Source organism: Pseudomonas sp. A39 (assembly GCF_058145955.1).
In genome coordinates, this window is record NZ_JBYVMD010000009.1 from 87,698 (window position 1) to 107,394 (window position 19,697).

20 protein-coding genes are annotated in these 19,697 nt (G+C 62.2%); 14 read left to right on the top strand and 6 right to left on the bottom strand.

Annotation, left to right across the window (positions count from 1 at the left end; all coding sequences use genetic code 11):
- Window positions 1-127 precede the first annotated feature (127 nt).
- The gene (gene exaC, locus AC3ZU9_RS09550) at window positions 128-1,648 is read right to left on the bottom strand and encodes an acetaldehyde dehydrogenase ExaC (protein ID WP_015886081.1); all 1,521 of its coding nucleotides are present in this window, start codon (window positions 1,646-1,648) and stop codon (window positions 128-130) included.
- A gap of 273 nt (window positions 1,649-1,921) precedes the next feature.
- Here exaC and AC3ZU9_RS09555 point away from each other — a divergent pair, with 273 nt between their 5' ends.
- From AC3ZU9_RS09555 to AC3ZU9_RS09570, 4 genes are read left to right on the top strand one after another with little or no spacing between them, the layout of a single operon-like run.
- Window positions 1,922-3,829 carry a sigma-54-dependent Fis family transcriptional regulator gene (locus AC3ZU9_RS09555; protein WP_490090635.1) on the top strand — a complete coding sequence of 636 codons (1,908 nt, stop codon included), beginning with the start codon at window positions 1,922-1,924 and terminating at the stop codon, window positions 3,827-3,829.
- Window positions 3,830-3,886: 57 nt separating this feature from the next.
- Window positions 3,887-5,236 carry a UDP-N-acetylmuramate:L-alanyl-gamma-D-glutamyl-meso-diaminopimelate ligase gene (gene mpl / locus AC3ZU9_RS09560; protein WP_015886079.1) on the top strand — a complete coding sequence of 450 codons (1,350 nt, stop codon included), beginning with the start codon at window positions 3,887-3,889 and terminating at the stop codon, window positions 5,234-5,236.
- Window positions 5,233-5,862, top strand: a complete 630-nt coding sequence (gene ubiX / locus AC3ZU9_RS09565; protein WP_010206807.1) for a flavin prenyltransferase UbiX — start codon at window positions 5,233-5,235, stop codon at window positions 5,860-5,862. Before mpl ends, ubiX begins: the two co-directional genes overlap by 4 nt.
- On the top strand, window positions 5,855-6,139 hold the full coding sequence (locus AC3ZU9_RS09570; protein WP_015886077.1) for a YceK/YidQ family lipoprotein: 285 nt from the start codon (window positions 5,855-5,857) through the stop codon (window positions 6,137-6,139). The genes ubiX and AC3ZU9_RS09570 overlap by 8 nt, the downstream gene beginning before the upstream one ends.
- Window positions 6,140-6,328: 189 nt before the next feature.
- On the opposite strand, the gene AC3ZU9_RS09575 is transcribed toward AC3ZU9_RS09570, so the two are convergent.
- From AC3ZU9_RS09575 to AC3ZU9_RS09585, 3 genes are all read right to left on the bottom strand, one after another.
- Window positions 6,329-6,970 carry an oxidoreductase gene (locus tag AC3ZU9_RS09575; protein WP_015886076.1) on the bottom strand — a complete coding sequence of 214 codons (642 nt, stop codon included), beginning with the start codon at window positions 6,968-6,970 and terminating at the stop codon, window positions 6,329-6,331.
- 29 nt (window positions 6,971-6,999) lie between these two features.
- Window positions 7,000-8,718, bottom strand: coding sequence for a C13 family peptidase (locus AC3ZU9_RS09580; protein WP_490090636.1), 1,719 nt, complete (start codon window positions 8,716-8,718; stop codon window positions 7,000-7,002).
- 104 nt (window positions 8,719-8,822) lie between these two features.
- Entirely contained in the window at window positions 8,823-9,278 is a 456-nt protein-coding gene (locus AC3ZU9_RS09585) for a MaoC family dehydratase (protein WP_003194496.1), read from the bottom strand.
- A 176-nt stretch (window positions 9,279-9,454) separates the two neighbouring features.
- On the opposite strand from AC3ZU9_RS09585, the gene AC3ZU9_RS09590 reads away from it, so the two are divergent.
- The 4 genes from AC3ZU9_RS09590 (at window position 9,455) to AC3ZU9_RS09605 (ending at window position 11,449) form a co-directional block, all read left to right on the top strand.
- Window positions 9,455-9,808 (top strand): CidA/LrgA family protein, encoded by a 354-nt coding sequence (locus AC3ZU9_RS09590; protein ID WP_015886074.1) that lies wholly within the window; start codon window positions 9,455-9,457, stop codon window positions 9,806-9,808.
- A complete protein-coding gene (locus tag AC3ZU9_RS09595; RefSeq protein ID WP_015886073.1) occupies window positions 9,805-10,521 on the top strand; it encodes an LrgB family protein in 717 nt (238 codons plus the stop codon). The genes AC3ZU9_RS09590 and AC3ZU9_RS09595 overlap by 4 nt, the downstream gene beginning before the upstream one ends.
- 21 nt (window positions 10,522-10,542) lie before the next feature.
- Window positions 10,543-11,133, top strand: coding sequence for an LON peptidase substrate-binding domain-containing protein (locus AC3ZU9_RS09600; RefSeq protein ID WP_015886072.1), 591 nt, complete (start codon window positions 10,543-10,545; stop codon window positions 11,131-11,133).
- Between the two features lie 100 nt (window positions 11,134-11,233).
- Window positions 11,234-11,449 (top strand): hypothetical protein, encoded by a 216-nt coding sequence (locus AC3ZU9_RS09605; protein WP_043205960.1) that lies wholly within the window; start codon window positions 11,234-11,236, stop codon window positions 11,447-11,449.
- On the opposite strand, the gene AC3ZU9_RS09610 is transcribed toward AC3ZU9_RS09605, so the two are convergent.
- Window positions 11,443-12,759, bottom strand: coding sequence for a bifunctional DedA family/phosphatase PAP2 family protein (locus AC3ZU9_RS09610; RefSeq protein ID WP_490090637.1), 1,317 nt, complete (start codon window positions 12,757-12,759; stop codon window positions 11,443-11,445). The genes AC3ZU9_RS09605 and AC3ZU9_RS09610 overlap by 7 nt on opposite strands.
- A 64-nt stretch (window positions 12,760-12,823) precedes the next feature.
- Window positions 12,824-13,507 (bottom strand): DNA-3-methyladenine glycosylase, encoded by a 684-nt coding sequence (locus AC3ZU9_RS09615; protein WP_015886069.1) that lies wholly within the window; start codon window positions 13,505-13,507, stop codon window positions 12,824-12,826.
- 175 nt (window positions 13,508-13,682) lie between these two features.
- Between AC3ZU9_RS09615 and AC3ZU9_RS09620 the strand changes: the two genes are divergently transcribed.
- From AC3ZU9_RS09620 to rodA, 6 genes are all read left to right on the top strand, one after another.
- On the top strand, window positions 13,683-14,948 hold the full coding sequence (locus tag AC3ZU9_RS09620) for a glutamate-5-semialdehyde dehydrogenase (protein ID WP_015886068.1): 1,266 nt from the start codon (window positions 13,683-13,685) through the stop codon (window positions 14,946-14,948).
- On the top strand, window positions 14,948-15,592 hold the full coding sequence (gene nadD, locus AC3ZU9_RS09625) for a nicotinate-nucleotide adenylyltransferase (protein WP_043205958.1): 645 nt from the start codon (window positions 14,948-14,950) through the stop codon (window positions 15,590-15,592). Before AC3ZU9_RS09620 ends, nadD begins: the two co-directional genes overlap by 1 nt.
- Window positions 15,593-15,661: 69 nt before the next feature.
- Entirely contained in the window at window positions 15,662-16,156 is a 495-nt protein-coding gene (rsfS, locus tag AC3ZU9_RS09630; RefSeq protein WP_003237041.1) for a ribosome silencing factor, read from the top strand.
- 9 nt (window positions 16,157-16,165) lie between these two features.
- Window positions 16,166-16,633 (top strand): 23S rRNA (pseudouridine(1915)-N(3))-methyltransferase RlmH, encoded by a 468-nt coding sequence (gene rlmH / locus AC3ZU9_RS09635; RefSeq protein ID WP_003176297.1) that lies wholly within the window; start codon window positions 16,166-16,168, stop codon window positions 16,631-16,633.
- Window positions 16,634-16,648: 15 nt separating this feature from the next.
- The gene (gene mrdA, locus AC3ZU9_RS09640; protein WP_093544218.1) at window positions 16,649-18,547 is read left to right on the top strand and encodes a penicillin-binding protein 2; all 1,899 of its coding nucleotides are present in this window, start codon (window positions 16,649-16,651) and stop codon (window positions 18,545-18,547) included.
- A 31-nt stretch (window positions 18,548-18,578) separates the two neighbouring features.
- The gene (gene rodA, locus AC3ZU9_RS09645; protein WP_015886065.1) at window positions 18,579-19,682 is read left to right on the top strand and encodes a rod shape-determining protein RodA; all 1,104 of its coding nucleotides are present in this window, start codon (window positions 18,579-18,581) and stop codon (window positions 19,680-19,682) included.
- Window positions 19,683-19,697: the final 15 nt, after the last annotated feature.

A 19,697-nucleotide genomic window follows, 5' to 3' on the forward strand; every position in this document is an offset into this window, starting at 1 on the left:
AAACGGTGGGAGTGGGCTTGCCCCCGATGACGGTGGATCAGTTAAAAAGTTAGGGGCTGACACACTGCAATCGGGGGCAAGCCCCCTCCCACATTTGATTGCATTTCAAATGTGGGAGGCGGGTTAGTTAAAAGAAGCCCAGTGGATTAATGTCGTAACTCACCAGCAAGTTCTTGGTCTGCTGGTAGTGATCCAACATCATCTTGTGGGTTTCACGCCCCACGCCGGACTTCTTGTAGCCACCGAATGCGGCATGCGCCGGGTACAGGTGGTAGCAGTTGGTCCACACGCGGCCCGCCTTGATCGCCCGGCCCATGCGGTAGGCGCGGTTGATGTCGCGGGTCCACACCCCGGCGCCCAGGCCGAACTCGGTGTCGTTGGCAATGGCCAGGGCTTCGGCTTCGTCCTTGAAGGTGGTGATGCTCACCACCGGGCCGAAGATTTCTTCCTGGAACACGCGCATTTCATTGGTGCCCTTGAGCAGGGTCGGCTGGATGTAATAGCCGCCGGCCATATCGCCGGTGAGCTTCTCGACCTTGCCGCCGGTCAGCAGTTGCGCGCCTTCGCCCTTGGCGATTTCCAGGTAGGACAGGATCTTGTCGAACTGCTGCTCGGACGCCTGGGCGCCGACCATGGTGTCGGTGTCGAGCGGGTCGCCACGTTTGATCGACTCGATCTTCTTCATCACCACTTTCATGAAGTCGTCGTAGATCGACTCTTCCACCAGTGCGCGGGACGGGCAGGTGCACACTTCACCTTGGTTGAAGAACGCCAGCACCAGGCCTTCGGCAGCCTTTTCGATAAACGACGGTTCGGCCTTCATGATGTCGGCAAAGAAGATGTTCGGCGACTTGCCGCCCAGCTCCACCGTCGACGGAATAATATTCTCGGCCGCCGCATGCATGATGTGCGAGCCCACTGGCGTGGAACCGGTGAAGGCAATCTTGGCGATGCGTTTGCTGGTGGCCAGGGCTTCGCCGGCTTCTCTACCGAAACCGTGCACCACGTTCAGTACGCCCGGCGGCAGCAGGTCGCCGATTAATTCCATCAGCACGTTGATGCCCAGCGGGGTTTGCTCGGCAGGCTTGAGCACCACGCAGTTACCGGCGGCCAGGGCCGGGGCAAGCTTCCATGCCGCCATCAGCAGCGGGAAGTTCCACGGGATGATCTGGCCAACCACGCCCAGTGGCTCATGGAAGTGATAGGACGCGGTGTGTTCATTGATTTCGGCGCTGGTGCCTTCCTGGGCACGGATGCAACCGGCGAAATAGCGGAAGTGGTCGGCCGCCAGCGGAATGTCGGCGTTGAGGGTTTCACGCACGGCCTTGCCGTTGTCCCAGGTTTCGGTAATGGCCAGCAGTTCGAGGTTCTGTTCGATGCGGTCGGCGATTTTCAGCAGGACCAGCGAGCGGTCCTGGGCCGAGGTCTTGCCCCAGGCGTCGGCGGCGGCATGGGCGGCGTCCAGGGCTTTGTCGATGTCTTTGGCCGTGGAGCGCGGGAATTCGGCGATGGGCTTGCCGTTGACCGGCGAGGTGTTGGTGAAGTAGTTGCCATCGACCGGCGCAACGAACTCGCCACCGATGTAGTTGCCGTACTTGGCCTTGAACGAAACGATGGCGCCTTCAGTACCGGGGTGTGCGTAACGCATGGTGGGTATCTCCTGGCTTTTATGTTTATTGGGAGCGCAGCGCAGCAAGCGCTTGATAAAGCGTAGAGCAAAGGTTGGGCCACCGCTTCGTGGGCCAGGGAAATCAAGGGCTTGGGCATTGTTGCAAGGCGTTGCTGTGGCAGGGCTGATACAGGTCATGTGACAGTTTGTGCCATATACGGTACAGCCCGTGACCAGTGGGTCGGCCCGGGATTGCATTGGTCGGATGGCTGGGGGATGCTGGGCGCTCTCACGCAGGGAGAATAATAAGAAATGCACAACGATCATTTCAGTCGCCATGCCCAGCAGGTGCTCACCGTGGCGCATGGCCGCGACCCGTCCAGCGACCCCTCCATCGCCCGCTCCTGGCTGCGTTGTCTGGAGGACTACCACCTCGACCCTGCGCAAACCATTGCCCCCACCGTGCTCGAACACGGCCGCCTGCTGGAAAGCCGCGAGCGTCTGCAACAGGTGCTGCACATCGCAGGCAGCGAGATGAACAGCCTGCATCAGCAGCTCTCGGGCGCGGGGCACGCCGTGCTGCTCACGGATGCGCGGGGCGTGATCCTCAACTGTGTCACTGCGCCGTCCGAGCGTAAGATTTTCGAGCGCGCCGGGCTGTGGCTGGGGGCGGATTGGAGCGAAGCCTGCGAAGGCACCAATGGCATCGGCACCTGCCTGGTGGAGCGCCAATCCCTGACCATCCATCGCGATGAGCACTTTCGTGGCCGGCATACCGGGCTGACGTGTTCGGCTAGCCCGGTGTTCGATCCCCACGGTGACCTGCTGGCCGTGCTGGATGTGTCGTCGGCGCGCGAAGCCGTGTCGCGCCAGAGCCAGTTTCACACCATGGCGTTGGTGAACCTGTCGGCGAAGATGATCGAGAGTTGCTACTTCCTGCGTCACTTTGAACACCACTGGTTGCTGCGTTTTCATCTGCAGGCGGAGTCGGTGGGCCTGTTCAGCGAAGGGCTGCTGGCGTTTGATGGCAACGGGCGCATTTGTGCCGTCAACCAGAGCGCGCTGAACCTGCTGGGGCAGCTGCGTGGCGGCTTGTTGGGGCAGCCGGTGGAGGCGTTTTTCGAATGCTCCCTGGACCAGTTGCTCGGGCGCGCCAGTGCCAATGCCACGGCCAGTTGGCCGCTGCGTACCCGTGATGGCCGGCCGCTGTTCGCGGCGCTGCGCGGCCAGGCGCGCAGCGTTCCCGCACCGGTCGCCAGGCCTGCCGTGGTGGAGCGGCCGCGCCTGCCCGGCATCTGCCTGGGCGATCCGGCGCTGCAACGGGACTTCAGCAAGGCGCTGCGGGTATTCGAGCGCGATGTGCCGTTGCTGATCAATGGCGAAACCGGTTCCGGTAAAGAGGCCTTCGCCAAGGCGGTGCACCAGGCCAGCCAGCGTGCCGACAAGGCATTCGTGGCGCTCAACTGCGCCGCCATCCCGGAAAGCCTGATCGAAAGCGAACTGTTCGGCTATCGCGGCGGCAGCTTTACCGGCGCGCGCAAAGAGGGCATGCAAGGCAAGTTGCAGCAGGCCGATGGCGGCACCCTGTTCCTCGATGAAATCGGCGATATGCCCCTGGCGCTGCAAACCCGTTTATTAAGGGTGCTGGAGGATCGGCTGGTGGTCCCGCTCGGCGGTGAGCCCCAGGCTGTGAACGTACGAATTATCAGCGCAACCCACCGGAATTTGCTGGATCGTGTGCAGGACGGCAGCTTCCGCGAGGACTTGTATTACCGGCTCAATGGCCTGGAAGTCGGGTTGCCCGCTTTGCGCGAGCGCAGTGATAAATCCCAGTTGCTGGACTTCCTGCTGGCGCAGGAGGCCAACGGCGAAGCGGTGGCGCTCGACCCGGCGGCGCGTATGGCGCTGTTGGCATTTGCCTGGCCGGGTAACGTGCGCCAGTTGCGCACGGTGCTGCGTACGTTGGTGGCGCTGTGTGATGAAGGGCGCGTAGCGCTTGAGGACTTGCCCGCGCAGATTCGCCAGGCCCGCCCGGTGGTCGTCGCGCAGGCCAGGCCCGCAGAGTCGCCGCTGGAAGACGCAGAGCGCCTGGCATTGCTGACCGCTTTGCAGCAACAGCGCTGGCACATGACGCACACGGCGGAGCAGTTGGGCGTCAGCCGCAACACGCTGTATAGAAAGCTGCGCAGGCACGGCATTGCACGCCATGCCCTCAGCTAAAGGGTGCGATTTTCGCCCCCCTGCGCTAACCTGCCTCGATGTTTTACGAGGTCGACTATGCACATTCATATTCTCGGTATTTGCGGCACGTTCATGGGCTCGATGGCGGTACTGGCCAAAGAGCTGGGCCATCACGTCACCGGCTCCGACGCCAACGTTTACCCGCCCATGAGCACGCAACTCGAGGCTCAGGGCATTGCGTTGACCCAAGGCTACGACCCCGCGCAATTCAACCCGGTGCCGGACCTGGTGGTGATCGGCAACGCCATGTCGCGTGGCAACCCGGCGGTCGAGTACGTACTCAATAAAGGTTTGCCTTATGTGTCTGGCCCGCAATGGCTGGCCGACCATGTGTTGCAAGGCCGGTGGGTGCTGGCGGTTGCCGGCACCCACGGCAAGACCACCACCAGCAGCATGCTGGCCTGGGTGCTGGAGCACGCGGGCATGAGCCCGGGTTTCCTGATCGGCGGTGTGCCGCAGAACTTCTCGGTCTCCGCGCGTTTGGGTGATACGCCGTTCTTCGTGATCGAGGCAGACGAATACGACAGCGCCTTCTTCGACAAGCGCTCCAAGTTCGTTCACTACCGCCCGCGCACGGCGATCCTGAACAACCTGGAATTCGATCACGCCGATATCTTCCCCGATCTGCCGGCCATCGAGCGGCAGTTCCACCATTTGGTGCGCACTATTCCAAGCGAAGGCCTGGTGATCCACCCGACCACCGAGCCCGCCTTGCAGCGTGTGATCGAGATGGGCTGCTGGACCCCGGTGCAGACCACCGGGGCGGGCGGGCAGTGGCAGGTCAAGCTGCTCAGCGAAGACGGTTCCAAGTTTGAAGTGCTGTTCGACGGCGAAGCCCAGGGCATTGTCGATTGGGACATGACCGGCCAGCACAACGTCGCCAATGCCTTGGTGACCCTGGCGGCTGCGCGGCATGTGGGCGTGGTGCCGTCCATGGGCATTGCCGCCTTGAGCGCATTCAAGAGCGTAAAGCGGCGTATGGAAAAAGTCGCCGACGTGAATGGGATTACCATCTACGACGACTTTGCCCACCACCCGACGGCCATTGCTACCACATTGGATGGCCTGCGCAAGCGTGTCGGTGATGCGCCGATCATTGCGATCATCGAACCGCGCTCCAACTCCATGAAACTCGGCGCGCACCGCGATGGTTTGCCCGAAAGCGTCAACGATGCCGACGAGGCGGTGTGGTATGCCCCCGCCAACCTCGGCTGGGACCTGCCGGGCATCGCCGCCCTGTGCACCGTGCCCTCCACCGTCTGCGATAGCATCGAGGGCATCATTGAGCACGTTCGGCAGCAGGCCAAACCCGGTACCCACGTGGTGGTCATGAGCAACGGCGGCTTCGGCGGCCTGCACGGCAAGTTGGCCGAGGCGCTGAAATGAGCGGGCCGGAACGTGTCACCCTGGCGATGACCGGTGCATCGGGCGCGCCCTATGGCCTGCGGCTGTTGGATTGCCTGGTGCGCGAAGAGCGCGAAGTACACTTCCTCATCTCCAAGGCCGCGCAATTGGTCATGGCCACTGAGACCGACGTGGCGTTGCCGCCCAAAGTGCAGATGATGCAGGCCTTCCTCACTGAGTACACCGGTGCGGCGGCGGGGCAGATCAAGGTCTACGGCAAAGAGGACTGGATGTCGCCCGTGGCCTCCGGCTCGGGTGCCCCGGCGGCGATGGTGGTGGTGCCATGTTCCACGGGCACCTTGTCGGCGATTGCCACCGGTGCCTGCAACAACCTGATCGAGCGCGCGGCCGACGTCACCTTGAAGGAGCGCCGCCAGTTGATCCTGGTGCCGCGTGAAGCGCCGTATTCGAGTATTCACCTGGAGCACATGCTCAAATTGTCGAACATGGGCGTGACGATTCTGCCGGCCTCGCCCGGTTTCTATCACCAGCCGCAGACCATCGATGACCTGGTGGACTTTGTAGTGGCGCGTATTCTCAACCTGCTGAACATCCCCCAGGATATGCTGCCGCGTTGGGGTGAACACCATTTGAGCAGCGATGAATAAGGCCCTGCTGATCTTGCTGGCGTTGCAACTCACGGGCTGCGCCACTGCGCGCACCTTGGATGCCGCGCAGCCAAACGCGCCAGTGGTGTATGCCGGCACGCGGTTGGATTTGTATGCAATGAACGGTGGTTGCTGCGCCAAGGATCGGTTTGGTGCTGAGGCGCCGACTTATCCGGGTGTGGACCTGCCGGCGAGTGCGTTGCTCGATACCTTGTTGTTGCCGCTGTCGGTGTTGACGGTGCTGGGCGTTGGATTCAACGCCACAGGCGGCCTATAGGGCCCATCTTTGTAGTGAGCGGGCTTGCCCCGCGCTGGGCTGCGAAGCGGCCCCAATAAATACACCGCCGAACTTCAGGTAAACACCATTCGCCTGGTTTGGGGCCGCTTCGCAGCCCAGCGCGGGGCAAGCCCGCTCACTACAGGGAGATTTTCAGCCTTTGAACAGGCTTGCCCGGTCACCGCAACATTACTTACCTAGCTTGCGCAACTCATCCGATTCCACCACCCGCACCCCATCCTGCTCTTCCAGCGCCAGGCGCCACATGGCTCGCGCCAGTTCGCACACTTCGATGCCGTGGTACTTGCCCGGAATCAACCGCGACAACGGCCCGGCCAATTGTTCGGCCAAGCGCGGCTCCAACCGCTCCCCCAGCAGCAACGACGGCCGCACGATGGTCAGTTGTGGCCAGTCCTGGGTCTTCAGCGCCTGTTCCATTTCCCCTTTGACCCGGTTATAGAACACCGAGGATTTCGGGTCGGCGCCGATCGCGCTGATCACGATCAGGTGCCGCGCGCCCATTTCCCGCGCACGCTTGGCGAACGCCACGACCATGTCCAGGTCGACGGCGCGGAAGGCGGCTTCGGAGCCTGCCTGTTTGATCGTGGTGCCGAGGCAGCAGAAGGCGATGTCCACCCGGCCACTCAGTTGCGGCAGAAACACGGCCGGGTCGCCCACCGGGTTTTCCAGGCGCGGGTGTTCGGCCAATGGTTTGCGGCTGGGTGCGAGCACGCGGGTGACGGTGGGTTCGTTGAGCAGGCGGTCAAGCAGGTGTTCGCCGGTAAGGCCGGAAGCTCCGGCGAGCAAGATATGCTGAGGCGTCAGGTACATGGTGTTTCCCCCTTGTTACACAGTTCAGCTTAGTTGCCTTTGGCTTCCTTGCTATTCATTGAGACGCTTTCGAGCGCTTTTCGTGCCTGCTGTTTGCGTAATAATTGCCAGTGGGCGATGACGCCCTTGGGGGCCCAGATCTGCGGTTCGGAGGCTTCGAAGTTGTCCGCCTGTTCGCGTTCGGCCACCTGCAGTTGTGCCAGCTTGAAGGCTTGCTGCAAGTCGTCGGTCTGGTTGAAGGCTTGGGCGAAGAGGGCATCGCCAAAGTAGGTGAAGTCAGCTTCCTCGGAACACCCGAAGGACACCCGGTCGGCCCGCGAGGCGGTCATGATCAGGGTGCGTTCATCTTTCAGCGCCGGGATGAACCCGCCGGAGTAGCAGGCCGAAATCACCACGATTTTGTCGCGGTTCTTCAACGGTGCCAGTACGGCGGCCAACTCATCGGCAGGCAAATCGGCCAGCTCCATGCGCGGTTGGTCCAGCACCAGTTCGTGTTCGTGGGTGCCGTGGCTGGTCATGTAGATAAATACCAGGTCTTCCGGGCCGGTGCGCTCGGCCAGGGTTTGCACGGCGCGACGCAGGCTTTCGCGCGTGGCCAAGGGGCGGTCGGCGATGTGGTCGCGGTGATTGACCAGGCGAATCTGCCCACGCGCGCCGAACCGGGTGGCGAGCAGGTTACTGACGTAGTCGGCCTCGCGCAGGAACACGCTTTGTTTACCGTCGCCGGCCACGGCCAGGGTATAGAGCTCTACGGCGGGGGCGGAGGCGGGCACGGCGGCAAGGGCCGCATCCAGAAGGTGGCCCTGGGCTAGTACGCCGATTTCCAGAGGGTCGGGCAACAGTTTTCCGTCGGCATCGCGCACGCGCATGCCATTGACCCAGGTGCCGGCGTGTACGGTGCCGTCAGTAAGGACAAGGGTGCCTTTGCCTTGATAGCTGTCGCTGTCGAAACCACCGATATAGAAACTGCCGTCGGACAGGTTCAGGCGGCCCTCACCGGTAAAGCGCCAATCGCTGAACTGGCCGACATAGTGGCTGCCGTCGACGCCGATCAATTCGCCTTTGCCGCTGAGCGCGCCCTCCTTGAACTGGCCGATCCACACGTCGCCGTCGGCGTTCTCATAGCGGCCCTTGCCGTTGAGCTGGTTCTGTTTGAACTGGCCGACATAGATATCGCCGTCGGCACTGTTGAACGTACCGTTGCCTTCCAGTTGGCCATCGACGAAATGGCCGCTGAACTGGTTGCCGCTGTCATCGTTGCGCTGGCCTTCGCCATTCGGTTTGCCGTGGGCGAACTGGCCTTGATACTGACTGCCGTCAGCCAGTTCCAGACGACCGAGGCCCGAATACTGGTCGTCCTTGAATTCGCCGCGATAGGTCATTTGCCCCTCTTTGAGGGTGCCTTCGCCGTTGCGCCGGCCATTCTTGAAGCCGCCCACATAGTGGCTGCCCGCGGTGGTCAGGCTGCCCTGGCCATCGAACAAACCCTGCTGGAACTGGCCTTTATAGACTTCGCCATTGCTGCCATGCCACTCGCCCTGGCCGTGCCATTGGCCTTTGTCGAACTGGCCGGCGTACCAACTGCCGTTGGGGTAGTCCACGCGCCCCTGGCCTTGCAGCAAGCCATTGACCACATCGCCCCGGTAGCGTCCGCCGTCGGGCAGGCGCGCATCGGGCGGCAACAGCGATTCGCCATCTCCGCAAGCGGTGAGCAACAGGGCAAGGGCGAGGGGAGCGAGTGGGCGCATAGCGGGATCCGGATAATTGAGCGCCGAGTATGCCGCAGCTGCGAGTTACATACATAAATTTACATACACTGTGGTGAGGTTTTATCCCTCACCACAGGGAAGGCTTACACGAAGCAGAGCGACAACGACTCAGCAATGTAAGCCGGTTTTTCCTGCCCTTCGATTTCCAGGGTGGCGGTGGCCTTGAACAGCCATTGGCCAGGCTTTTTCTCGGTGACGTCGGTGAGGGTCACGTTCAGGCGCACCTTGGAGTTGACCTTCACCGGCTGGATAAAGCGCACACTGTCCAGACCGTAGTTGACCGCCATCTTCAGGCCTTCAGGCATGATCAGGATGTCTTCCATCAACTTGGGCATCAGCGACAGCGACAGGAAACCGTGGGCGATGGTGCTGCCAAACGGAGTCTGCGCGGCCTTGACCGGGTCGACATGGATGAACTGGTGGTCGCCCGTGGCCTCGGCGAACAGGTTGATGCGCGCCTGGTCGATGGTGAGCCACTCGGAACGTCCCAGTTCCTTGCCGACATAGTCTTTGAGCTGCGCTACGGGTACATAGGGCATTGCGTCTCTCCTTGGTTCATCATGCGGTGCACAACGTCGGGGTTTTATGGGTTACAGAGAACCAATGTAGATCATCATGGCCAATCAGCCCGGTCAACCCACCATGCTTTTGGCGAATGCCGGTGCATAGGGCGGGCGTGCTTATAATGCGGGCGAGTCTTGAGGGGGAAGAACGGATGCTGTTACGTGGCCTGACCTGGCTGGTGCTGTTTCAACTGATCGGCACCGCAATCAACCATTTGCTGTTGCCGGTGCTGCCGGGCCCGATCATCGGGTTGCTGCTGATGTTGGGCTTTCTGGTCTGGCGAGGTGAAGTCGGCGAGCCATTGAGCCTGGCGGCCAGCAGCCTGTTGCGGTACCTGCCGTTACTGCTGGTGCCGCCGGCGGTGGGGGTCATGGTGTATGCCAAGGACATCGCCGCTGATTTCTGGGCCATCGTCGGCGCGCTGGTGCTGTCGCTGGTGATCGCCATGGGCTTTGTCGGCGTGCTGATGCAACAGATGGTCAAGCGCAAGGAGAAGGATCAATGACCTTCGACTGGCAGGGCGCGTGGACGGCGGTGATCCACCATCCGTTGTTTGGCATCGGCATCACCCTCGGCGCTTATCAAGTGGTACTCGCAGGTTTCGAGAAAACCCGCTGGATCTTCCTGCAGCCGGTGCTGGTGTCCATGCTGCTGGTGATCGGCGTGTTGCTGACCTGTGGCCTGAGCTACGCCGAGTACCGCAAGAGCACCGAAATCATGGGCATCCTGCTGGGCCCGGCGACGGTGGCCCTGGCCGTACCGCTTTATTTGAACCTGCGGCGCATCCGCCAATTGTTCTGGCCGATTTTTACTACGCTGGTGGTAGGCGGTGTGCTGGCTACCGGGCTCTGTGTCGTGCTGGGTAGGTGGTTTGGCGCCGAACACATGATGTTGATGACCATGGCGCCTAAGTCGGTGACCTCGCCGATTGCCATGCTGGTGGCCGAGCAGATCGGGGGCGTGGCGGCGCTGGCGGCGGTGTTTGTGCTGATCACCGGGGTGGTGGGTGCGATGATCGGCCCGGCGTATTTGTCACGGTTGGGCGTGCACAGCCCGGAAGCGCGCGGCATGGCGCTGGGCATGACCGCCCATGCTGTCGGCACCTCGGTGGCCTTGCAGGAAAGCGAAGAGTGCGGCGCCTTTGCAGCGCTGGCCATGAGTCTGATGGGCGTGGCCACGGCAGTGTTCCTGCCGCTGGCCGTGTCGGTGATCGTTTAAACCGGGTTTAAGGAAACCTTTATGAGTCTGGCGCTGTTCCCGCTCAATACCGTGCTGTTCCCTGGCTGCACCCTCGACCTGCAATTGTTCGAGGCGCGCTACTTGGACATGATCAGCCGCTGCATGAAAAAAGGCGAAAGCTTCGGCGTGGTGTGCATCCTCGACGGTAAGGAGGTAGGCATGGCCCCGGACGGCTACGCGCTGATCGGCTGTGAAGCGCTGATTCGCGACTTCAAGCAGCAGGACAACGGCCTGCTGGGCATTCGCGTGGAAGGCGGTCGCCGGTTCCGGGTACGTGACGCCGGCGTGCAGAAGGACCAATTGCTGGTGGCCGACGTGCAATGGCTCGAAGACCTGCCGGACCAGCCGCTGGAAGAAGAGGATGCCGACTTGCTGGCGCTGCTGCAGGCATTGGCCGAGCACCCGATGGTGGCCTCGCTGGACATGGACGCCCGCGCCGAAGGGCAGCAAGCCTTGGGCAACCAGCTGGCGTATCTGCTGCCCTTCACCGAGGCCGACAAGATCGACCTGCTGCAACTCGACGACCCGCAGCAGCGGCTGGACGCGATCCAGATGTTACTGGATGAGTTGCAGGGTGAGCTGTTCAACTGACTTCGGAAATATCCGGCGTTGTTATCAGACGTTCCTTCGTTGTCCCGTGCGCGGGGCCTGAAATAGTCTCCGATCACACACTCAGGGTCAGGGGATGAACATGATTCGGCTAGCGCACTCGGAGCAGGCGGTCTGGGACGGGTTTCTCATCAGCGTGACCGCGCAACTGATCCAGCAAGATGCAAACCGCGGCCCGGAGTACATCGCCGAGCGCGCGGCGGAAATTGCCGATGAGATGTTGCTAGAGCGGCGTGAACGCTGCGTTGAGCGCCGAGCCGCCTCCGTCGATTGGATCGGCCCGGCCAAGGGTCAGTAGGCATATCGGAGCAGGGCGTGAGGGGTGCCGGTGAGCGCGATGAAGCTCAGCACCGCGATCAGCGCCGGTAACAGCAGCCACCAGGTCTTTTGCGACATGGCCGGCAGCGGGCTTCGATACTCGCTGGCGCCCAGGCTGAATGCACACACCGTCATCGCCAGCAGCGTGCCGGCCAGGATGTCGGTGGGCCAATGGGCGCCGAGGTAGACCCGCGACAGCGCAATGAACGCCGCGGGAATGCAGCCCAGCAGCATCCAGGTCAGGCGCAGCCGGATGGGTTGTCCACGACCGGCCAATACCGCCAACGCCAGGAAAAACGCGAACGCGCCGGACGCATGGCCGCTGGGCATGCTGAAACTGGTCAGTGGGTCTGTAAGGATTTCCGGGCGGCCACGGGCGAAAAACAGCTTGGTTCCCGTATTGATGACAGCAGACCCGGCCAACGTGGCGCCGACGAACACAGCATGACGCCATTGCCGCGCCAGTAACAGCAGGCCGGTGAACACGGCGCTGGCGAAAAACATTTTCTTGAACTCACCCAGTTGGGTGATCCGCACCATGACTTCGTCGAGCCACGGGCTACGATGCTCCTGCACGAGGGCGCTCAGGCCCTGGTCAAAGTTGTCCAGCGAGTGATAGCCGATAAACACGGCGATCAACAACGTCAGGCTGGCGCAGCCGACCCACAAGGTGGCGCGACGATGGCCGCGCAAGCTGCTGTTCAGGCTGAGCCCAATCAACACAGCAAGGCACGCAGCCACCACCGCCGCCTCGGGCCAGAAACCTTCGGGCAACGGCAGGCGGAAGGCGGCACCAGTCGCCCAGCCCGGCAGCAGATAGGCGACCGACCAGCCCGCGGCGGCCACAATGCTCACCACCGCGAAGCGCGGAAACGGCATGTCGCACATCCCGGCCACCATCGGCAGCATGGGGCGCAGCGGGCCGATGAAGCGTCCGACCAGCAGGCTGGCGATGCCGTATTTGTGGAAGTAGGTTTCAGCGCCGTTCATCCATTCGGGGTGATGGCGAAGGCCGGGCAGGCGCCGGATGTTCTGATGGAAATGTCGACCCAGGTAATAGGAAATCCCGTCCCCGAGTAGCCCCCCCAGGAAGCCCACCAGCAGGGTTTCGCTCAATGACAGCGCGCCGCTGCCGGCCAGCGCCGCAATCGCAAACAATAAAACCGTGCCCGGCACGATCAGCCCGGCAATGGCCAGGCACTCCACACAGGCGACGATAAACACCGCGACCGCCAGCCATTCGGGGTTCAGGGTCAGCCAGCCGGTAATGCTATCGAGCCATTGGCCCATACAACGTCACTCCCTCTATGTAATACATAACTTGATCTGCTGTGTTGCAGCCGTCTAGATCCATTCAAATCAAAACGTAGTCGCGGCCTTCGACCTGGCCCCGGCGCAGCGGGTTCCGTGTGCAATATGGCGCATAGCCTGCATCGACGAAGCGGTACATCAGGTGTTCATCGCGGCCGCTGGGGATGCCCAGGCGGGTGGTTTGTATGATCTGCGTCGGGGTCTGGCCCACGTCTTCAACGTAGAGCAACGCCTGATCGAAGCGCTTGGCGTCCCACATCGGTACCTTCAACCCCAGGGCTTTGCACAGCAGTGTCTGGCCGGCGCACAGCTTTTGCGCGGCGCGCGGGCTGCCATCGGCGTTCGGGTTGTTCAGCAGCATCTGCGCCAGGCTGGCCGGGCCGGACACGTCGTCGACCCATGGATACGCTGATTTGATCAGCACGGCATTGCCCGGCCCATGGGCGCTGAAGTTCAGGGAGTCGCCGCCACGGGCGTAGTACATGTAGATATGGCCACCATCCAGAAACAAAGCCTTACGTTTTTCTGTGTAGCCCAATGAAGCGTGACTGCCTTTTTCGGCCACGTAATACGCTTCGGTTTCAATAATTCGCGCCGAAAGCCAGATTTCGCCGACACGATGGCGTATGACTTTTCCGAGCAATGCTTGCGCGAGGATTTGCGCGTCCCGGTCGAAGAAGCGGTCGGGCAGGGCGCTGGCGGGGCGTTGGGGCGATGAGCTGGGCATGGCGGTCAGGGGTAAATACGGCTAAATGTGACCGAATCATAACAACTCCCACCTTAATTACCGCTGAACCCCAGGTTTTTACAGTTCATTTCGACCATCCGCCCCTCACCGCTGTCAGTCGGGCGGCGTCACAGCTATAATCTGCCGCTTTCCTCTTTGCCAAGACTCCCTGACCATGACTGAGTCCGTTCTTGACTACATGACCCGCCTGGGTCGCGCTGCCCGTCAGGCCTCGCGGTTGATCGCCCGTGCGAGCACCGCGCAGAAGAACCGTGCCTTGCTGGCCGCCGCCGACGCTCTGGATGCTTCGCGCTCCGAGCTCACCGCCGCCAATGAACAGGACCTGGCCAACGGCCGCGCCAATGGCCTGGAGCCGGCCTTGCTGGACCGCCTGGCGCTGACCCCGGCACGCATCGACGACATGATCGAAGGCCTGCGTCAGGTGGCCAAGCTGCCTGACCCCATCGGTGAAATCCGCGACATGCGTTACCTGCCGTCCGGCATCCAGGTCGGCAAGATGCGCGTGCCCCTGGGCGTGATCGGCATCATTTACGAGTCGCGTCCGAACGTGACCATCGACGCCGCGAGCCTGTGCCTCAAGTCCGGTAACGCCACCATCCTGCGTGGCGGTTCCGAGGCGATCAATTCCAATCGTGCCATCGCTGCCTGCATTCAACAGGGCCTGGCCGTGGCCGAGTTGCCCGCCGAAGTGGTGCAAGTGGTTGAGACCACCGACCGCGCCGCCGTGGGGGCGCTGATCACCATGCCGGAATTCGTCGACGTGATTGTGCCGCGCGGTGGCAAGAGCCTGATCGAACGCGTCAGCCGTGATGCCAAGGTGCCGGTCATCAAGCACCTGGACGGTGTATGCCACGTGTTCATCGACATCGCCGCCGATATCGACAAGGCGATCCGCATCGCCGACAACGCCAAGACCCACCGCTACGCCCCGTGCAATACCATGGAAACCCTGCTGGTGCACGTCGGCATTGCCGATCGCGTGCTGCCGCCGCTGGCTGCCATCTACCGCGACAAGGGCGTGGAACTGCGGGGTTGCGAGCGCACCCGAGCGCTGCTGGGGGCGGACGTGATCGAGGCGACCGAGCTGGACTGGTACACCGAATACACGGCACCGATCCTGTCGATCAAGATTGTCGACGACCTGGACGAGGCCATCGAACACATCAACACCTATGGCTCCAAGCACACTGACGCCATCGTTTCCGAGCATTTCAGCGATGCGCGGCGCTTCCTCAACGAAGTGGATTCCGCTTCGGTGATGATCAACGCCTCCACGCGTTTTGCCGACGGCTTCGAGTATGGCCTGGGCGCGGAGATCGGTATTTCCACCGACAAGCTCCATGCGCGCGGCCCGGTTGGCCTGGAAGGCCTGACCAGCGAGAAGTACGTGGTGTTCGGCGACGGTCATGTGCGCACTTGATGGCTAAACGCATCGGGCTGCTCGGCGGTACCTTCGACCCCGTGCACATCGGCCATTTGCGCAGTGCCCTGGAAGTCGCGGATGCCCTCGCGCTGGATGAGTTGCGCGTGATGCCCAACGCCCGGCCGCCCCATCGCGATACACCGCAGGTGTCGCCGCAGCAGCGCCTGGAAATGGTGCGGTTGGCGGTGCAGGGCATCGCGCCGCTGGTGGTGGACGACCGCGAGCTCAAGCGCGATAAACCGTCCTACACTGTTGACACCCTGGAGCTGATGCGCGCCGAGTTGGCCGCGGATGACCAGTTGTTTCTGCTTTTGGGCTGGGACGCATTTTGCGGCCTGCCCTCTTGGCATCGCTGGGAGGAACTCCTCCAGCATTGCCACATCCTGGTTTTGCAACGCCCGGATGCCGACAGCGAACCGCCGGATGCCTTGCGCAACCTGCTGGCCGCGCGGTCGGTAAGTGACCCCTTGGCCCTGACCGGGCCGAACGGGAATATTGCATTCGTCTGGCAGACCCCGCTTGCGGTGTCCGCCACCCAGATCCGTCAACTGCTGGCCAGCGGGAAGTCGGTACGTTTCCTGGTGCCTGACGCGGTCCTGGCCTACATCGATGCGCACGGGCTTTACCGTGCGTCGAACTGAAAAGGCGCGCTTGAACGTACGTACAGTCGTACAGCGAGCGCCCGAACATACGAGCAAAACGAGTTTTATATGACGAACAAAGACGTAAGCAAAGTTAAGCGCAAAGGCACCTTCAAAAGCGCCCCGCTGCCGGTTGAAGCCCATGTTGGCCCTGAGCTGGCTGGCGAAGAGCTGGTAAAAGTCGCCGTGGCGGCCCTGGAAGACGTGAAGGCCCAGGACATCCAGGTGCTGGACGTGCGCGACAAGCAGAGCATCACCGACTACATGATCATCGCCACCGGTACCTCGAACCGCCAGATCGGCGCGATGCTCGACAAGGTCCGCGAAGCCGTCAAAGCCCAAGGCGTGAAGCCGCTGGGTGAAGAAGGCAAGGGCGACAGCGACTGGGTGCTGCTGGACATGGACGACGTGATCGTTCACATGATGACTTCCAACGCTCGCCAGTTCTATGACCTGGAGCGTCTATGGAAAGGCGCCGAGCAGAGCCGTGCCGCCGATGGCAAGCACCACAGCCCGGAAGTGGGCCACGCGCACTTCGACAAGCTCAACAAAGACCAGGAATAAGGAACGGCTGTGCGCCTGCGTCTGATCGCTGTCGGTTCACGCATGCCCAAGTGGGTGGAAGAAGGCTGGCACGAGTATGCCAAGCGTCTGCCCGCTGAGCTTTCGCTTGAACTGGTGGAAATACCGCTCAATACCCGGGGCAAGAATGCCGACGTGGCGCGCTTCATCCGTCAGGAAGGCGAAGCCATGCTGGCCAAGGTCGGCCCTAACGAGCGCATCGTCACCCTTGAAGTGCACGGCAAGCCCTGGAGCACCGAGCAACTGGCGGTGGAGCTGGATCGCTGGCGCCTGGATTCGCGTACGGTCAACTTCATGGTCGGCGGCCCCGAAGGGCTGGCGCCGGAAGTCTGTGCGCGGGCGGACCAGCGTTGGTCGCTGTCGGCGCTGACGCTGCCGCACCCGTTGGTAAGGATCCTGATCGGTGAACAGCTGTATCGCGCCTGGACAGTTCTGTCCGGGCACCCTTACCACAAATAATCTGCGCCCCTCCCGATGACCCAACCGATCCGCATCAAGGACCACGAGAAAGACGCACGTCTGGTACGCGCTCGGGTCGTGTTCGGTGCTTTTTTGGTGGTGGGGTTGATCGGGGTGTTGATTGCGCGCCTGTATTTCCTGCAGGTGATCCAGTACGACTATCACTCCACGCTGTCCGAAAACAACCGGGTGCATGTGCAGCCGATTCCGCCCACCCGTGGGCTGATTTTCGACCGTAATGGCGTGGTGGTCGCGGATAACCGGCCCAGCTTCAGCCTGAGCATGACCCGCGAGCGTTCCGGCGACTGGGCGCAGGTCCTCGACGTGATCGTCGAGGTGCTGCAACTGACGCCGGAAGACCGGTTGATCTTCGAGAAACGCATGAAGCAGGGGCGCCGACCTTTCGAGCCGGTGCCCATCCTGTTTGAGCTGACCGAAGAGCAGATCGCGCGGATCGCGGTAAACCAGTTCCGTCTGCCGGGCGTGGAAGTGGTGGCGCAGTTGGTGCGGCATTACCCGCAAGGGCCGCACTTTGCCCACTCCGTCGGCTACATGGGGCGGATCAACGAGAAAGAGCTGAAAACCCTCGACCCGGTCAATTACAGCGGCACCCACCACATCGGCAAAACCGGCATCGAGCGTTTCTACGAGCCCGAGCTGCACGGCCAGGTGGGTTACGAGGAAGTCGAGACCAACGCCCGCGGCCGCGTGCTGCGGGTGCTCAAGCGTACCGACCCGGTACCGGGCAAGGACATCGTGTTGAGCCTGGACATCAAGCTGCAGGAAGCGGCCGAGATGGCGTTGGGCGGGCGACGGGGTGCGGTGGTCGCGCTGGACCCGAAGACCGGCGAAGTGCTGGCGATGGTCAGCCAGCCAAGCTTTGACCCCAACCTGTTTGTCACGGGCATCAGCTTCAAGGCTTACGCCGAGTTGCGCGATTCCATCGACCGCCCGTTGTTCAACCGCGTGCTGCGCGGCCTGTATCCGCCGGGGTCGACGATCAAACCGGCCGTGGCAATTGCGGGGTTGGACGCAGGGGTGGTCACGGCCTCCAGCCGCGTGTTCGACCCGGGCTACTACATGCTGCCCAACTACGATCACAAATACCGTAACTGGAACCGCACCGGTGACGGCTATGTCGATTTGGACACCGCGATCATGCGCTCCAACGACACCTATTTTTACGACCTGGCCCATAAGCTGGGTATCGACCGTTTGTCCGCCTACATGGGTAAGTTCGGCCTCGGCCAGAAAGTCTCCCTGGACATGTTCGAAGAATCCCCAGGCCTGATGCCGTCGCGGGAGTGGAAGCGCGCGACCCGTCGCCAAGCCTGGTTCCCTGGCGAAACGCTGATCCTCGGCATCGGCCAGGGCTATATGCAGGCAACACCGTTGCAGCTGGCCCAGGCTACCGCGCTGGTGGCCAACAAAGGCATCTGGAACCGCCCGCACCTGGCCAGGACCATCGAAGGCGAAAAGCCTTTGGATGAAAACCCGATCCCGGACATCGTGCTGCGCGACCCGTCCGACTGGACCAAGGTCAACCACGGCATGCAGCAAGTCATGCACGGCGCCCGTGGTACCGCGCGCAAGGCGGCGATCGGCGCGCAATACCGTATCGCCGGCAAGAGCGGTACCGCCCAGGTAGTGGCAATCAAGCAGGGCGAAAAATACGACCGCTCCAAGGTCCAGGAACGTCACCGCGACCATGCCCTGTTCGTCGGTTTTGCGCCGGCGGACGACCCGAAGATCGTGGTGGCGGTGATGGTCGAGAACGGCGAGTCCGGTTCCGGCGTCGCCGCGCCCGTGGTGCGCCAAGTGATGGACGCCTGGCTGTTGGCCGACGACGGCAGGCTCAAGCCCGAATATGGCGGCCCCCCTTCAAGCACCGAGGTTACGGCCAGTGAAGAGTAATTTTGACCGCATCCTCTCCAGTGAGGACGTGATGCGTCGCCGCGCGACGTTGCTGCAGCGCATGCACATTGACGGCCCGTTGCTGATCCTGCTGCTGACCCTGGCGGCCGGCAGTCTGTTCGTGTTGTATTCGGCCAGTGGTAAGAACTGGGACCTGCTGATCAAGCAAGCGTCGTCGTTCGGCCTGGGCTTGTTGTCGATGGTAGTGATCGCCCAGCTGGAGCCGCGCTTCATGGCGCGCTGGGTGCCGCTCGGTTATGTAGCGGGCGTGTTACTGCTGGTGGTCGTGGACGTAATGGGCCACAACGCCATGGGCGCGACCCGCTGGATCAACATTCCGGGGGTGATTCGCTTCCAACCGTCGGAATTCATGAAGATTCTGATGCCGGCGACCATCGCCTGGTACTTGTCCAAACGCACCTTGCCACCGCAGCTCAAGCACGTGGGGATCAGCCTGATCCTGATCGGCGTGCCGTTTATCCTCATCGTGCGCCAGCCGGACCTCGGTACCTCGCTGCTGATCCTGGCCGGCGGTGCGTTCGTGCTGTTCATGGGCGGCCTGCGCTGGCGCTGGATCCTCAGCGTGCTGGCCGCCGCCGTGCCCGTGGCCGTGGCCATGTGGTTCTTCTTTATGCACGACTACCAGAAGCAGCGGATCCTGACCTTCCTCGACCCCGAAAGCGACCCGCTGGGCACCGGCTGGAACATCATCCAGTCGAAGGCGGCCATCGGTTCCGGCGGCGTATTTGGTAAAGGTTGGTTACTGGGCACCCAGTCGCACCTGGACTTTTTGCCCGAGAGCCACACCGACTTCATTATTGCGGTATTGGGCGAAGAGTTCGGCCTGGTAGGCATTTGCGCGCTGTTGCTGATCTATTTGCTGCTGATCGGTCGCGGCCTGGTGATCACTGCGCAGGCGCAGACGCTGTTCGGCAAATTGCTGGCCGGCGCGCTGACCATGACGTTTTTTGTTTACGTTTTCGTCAACATCGGTATGGTCAGTGGCCTGCTGCCGGTGGTGGGGGTGCCGTTGCCGTTCATTAGCTACGGCGGAACTTCGCTGGTGACATTGCTGTCAGCGTTTGGGGTTTTGATGTCGATTCATACGCATCGCAAATGGATCGCACAGGTTTGAATAAGGTGAAGATGT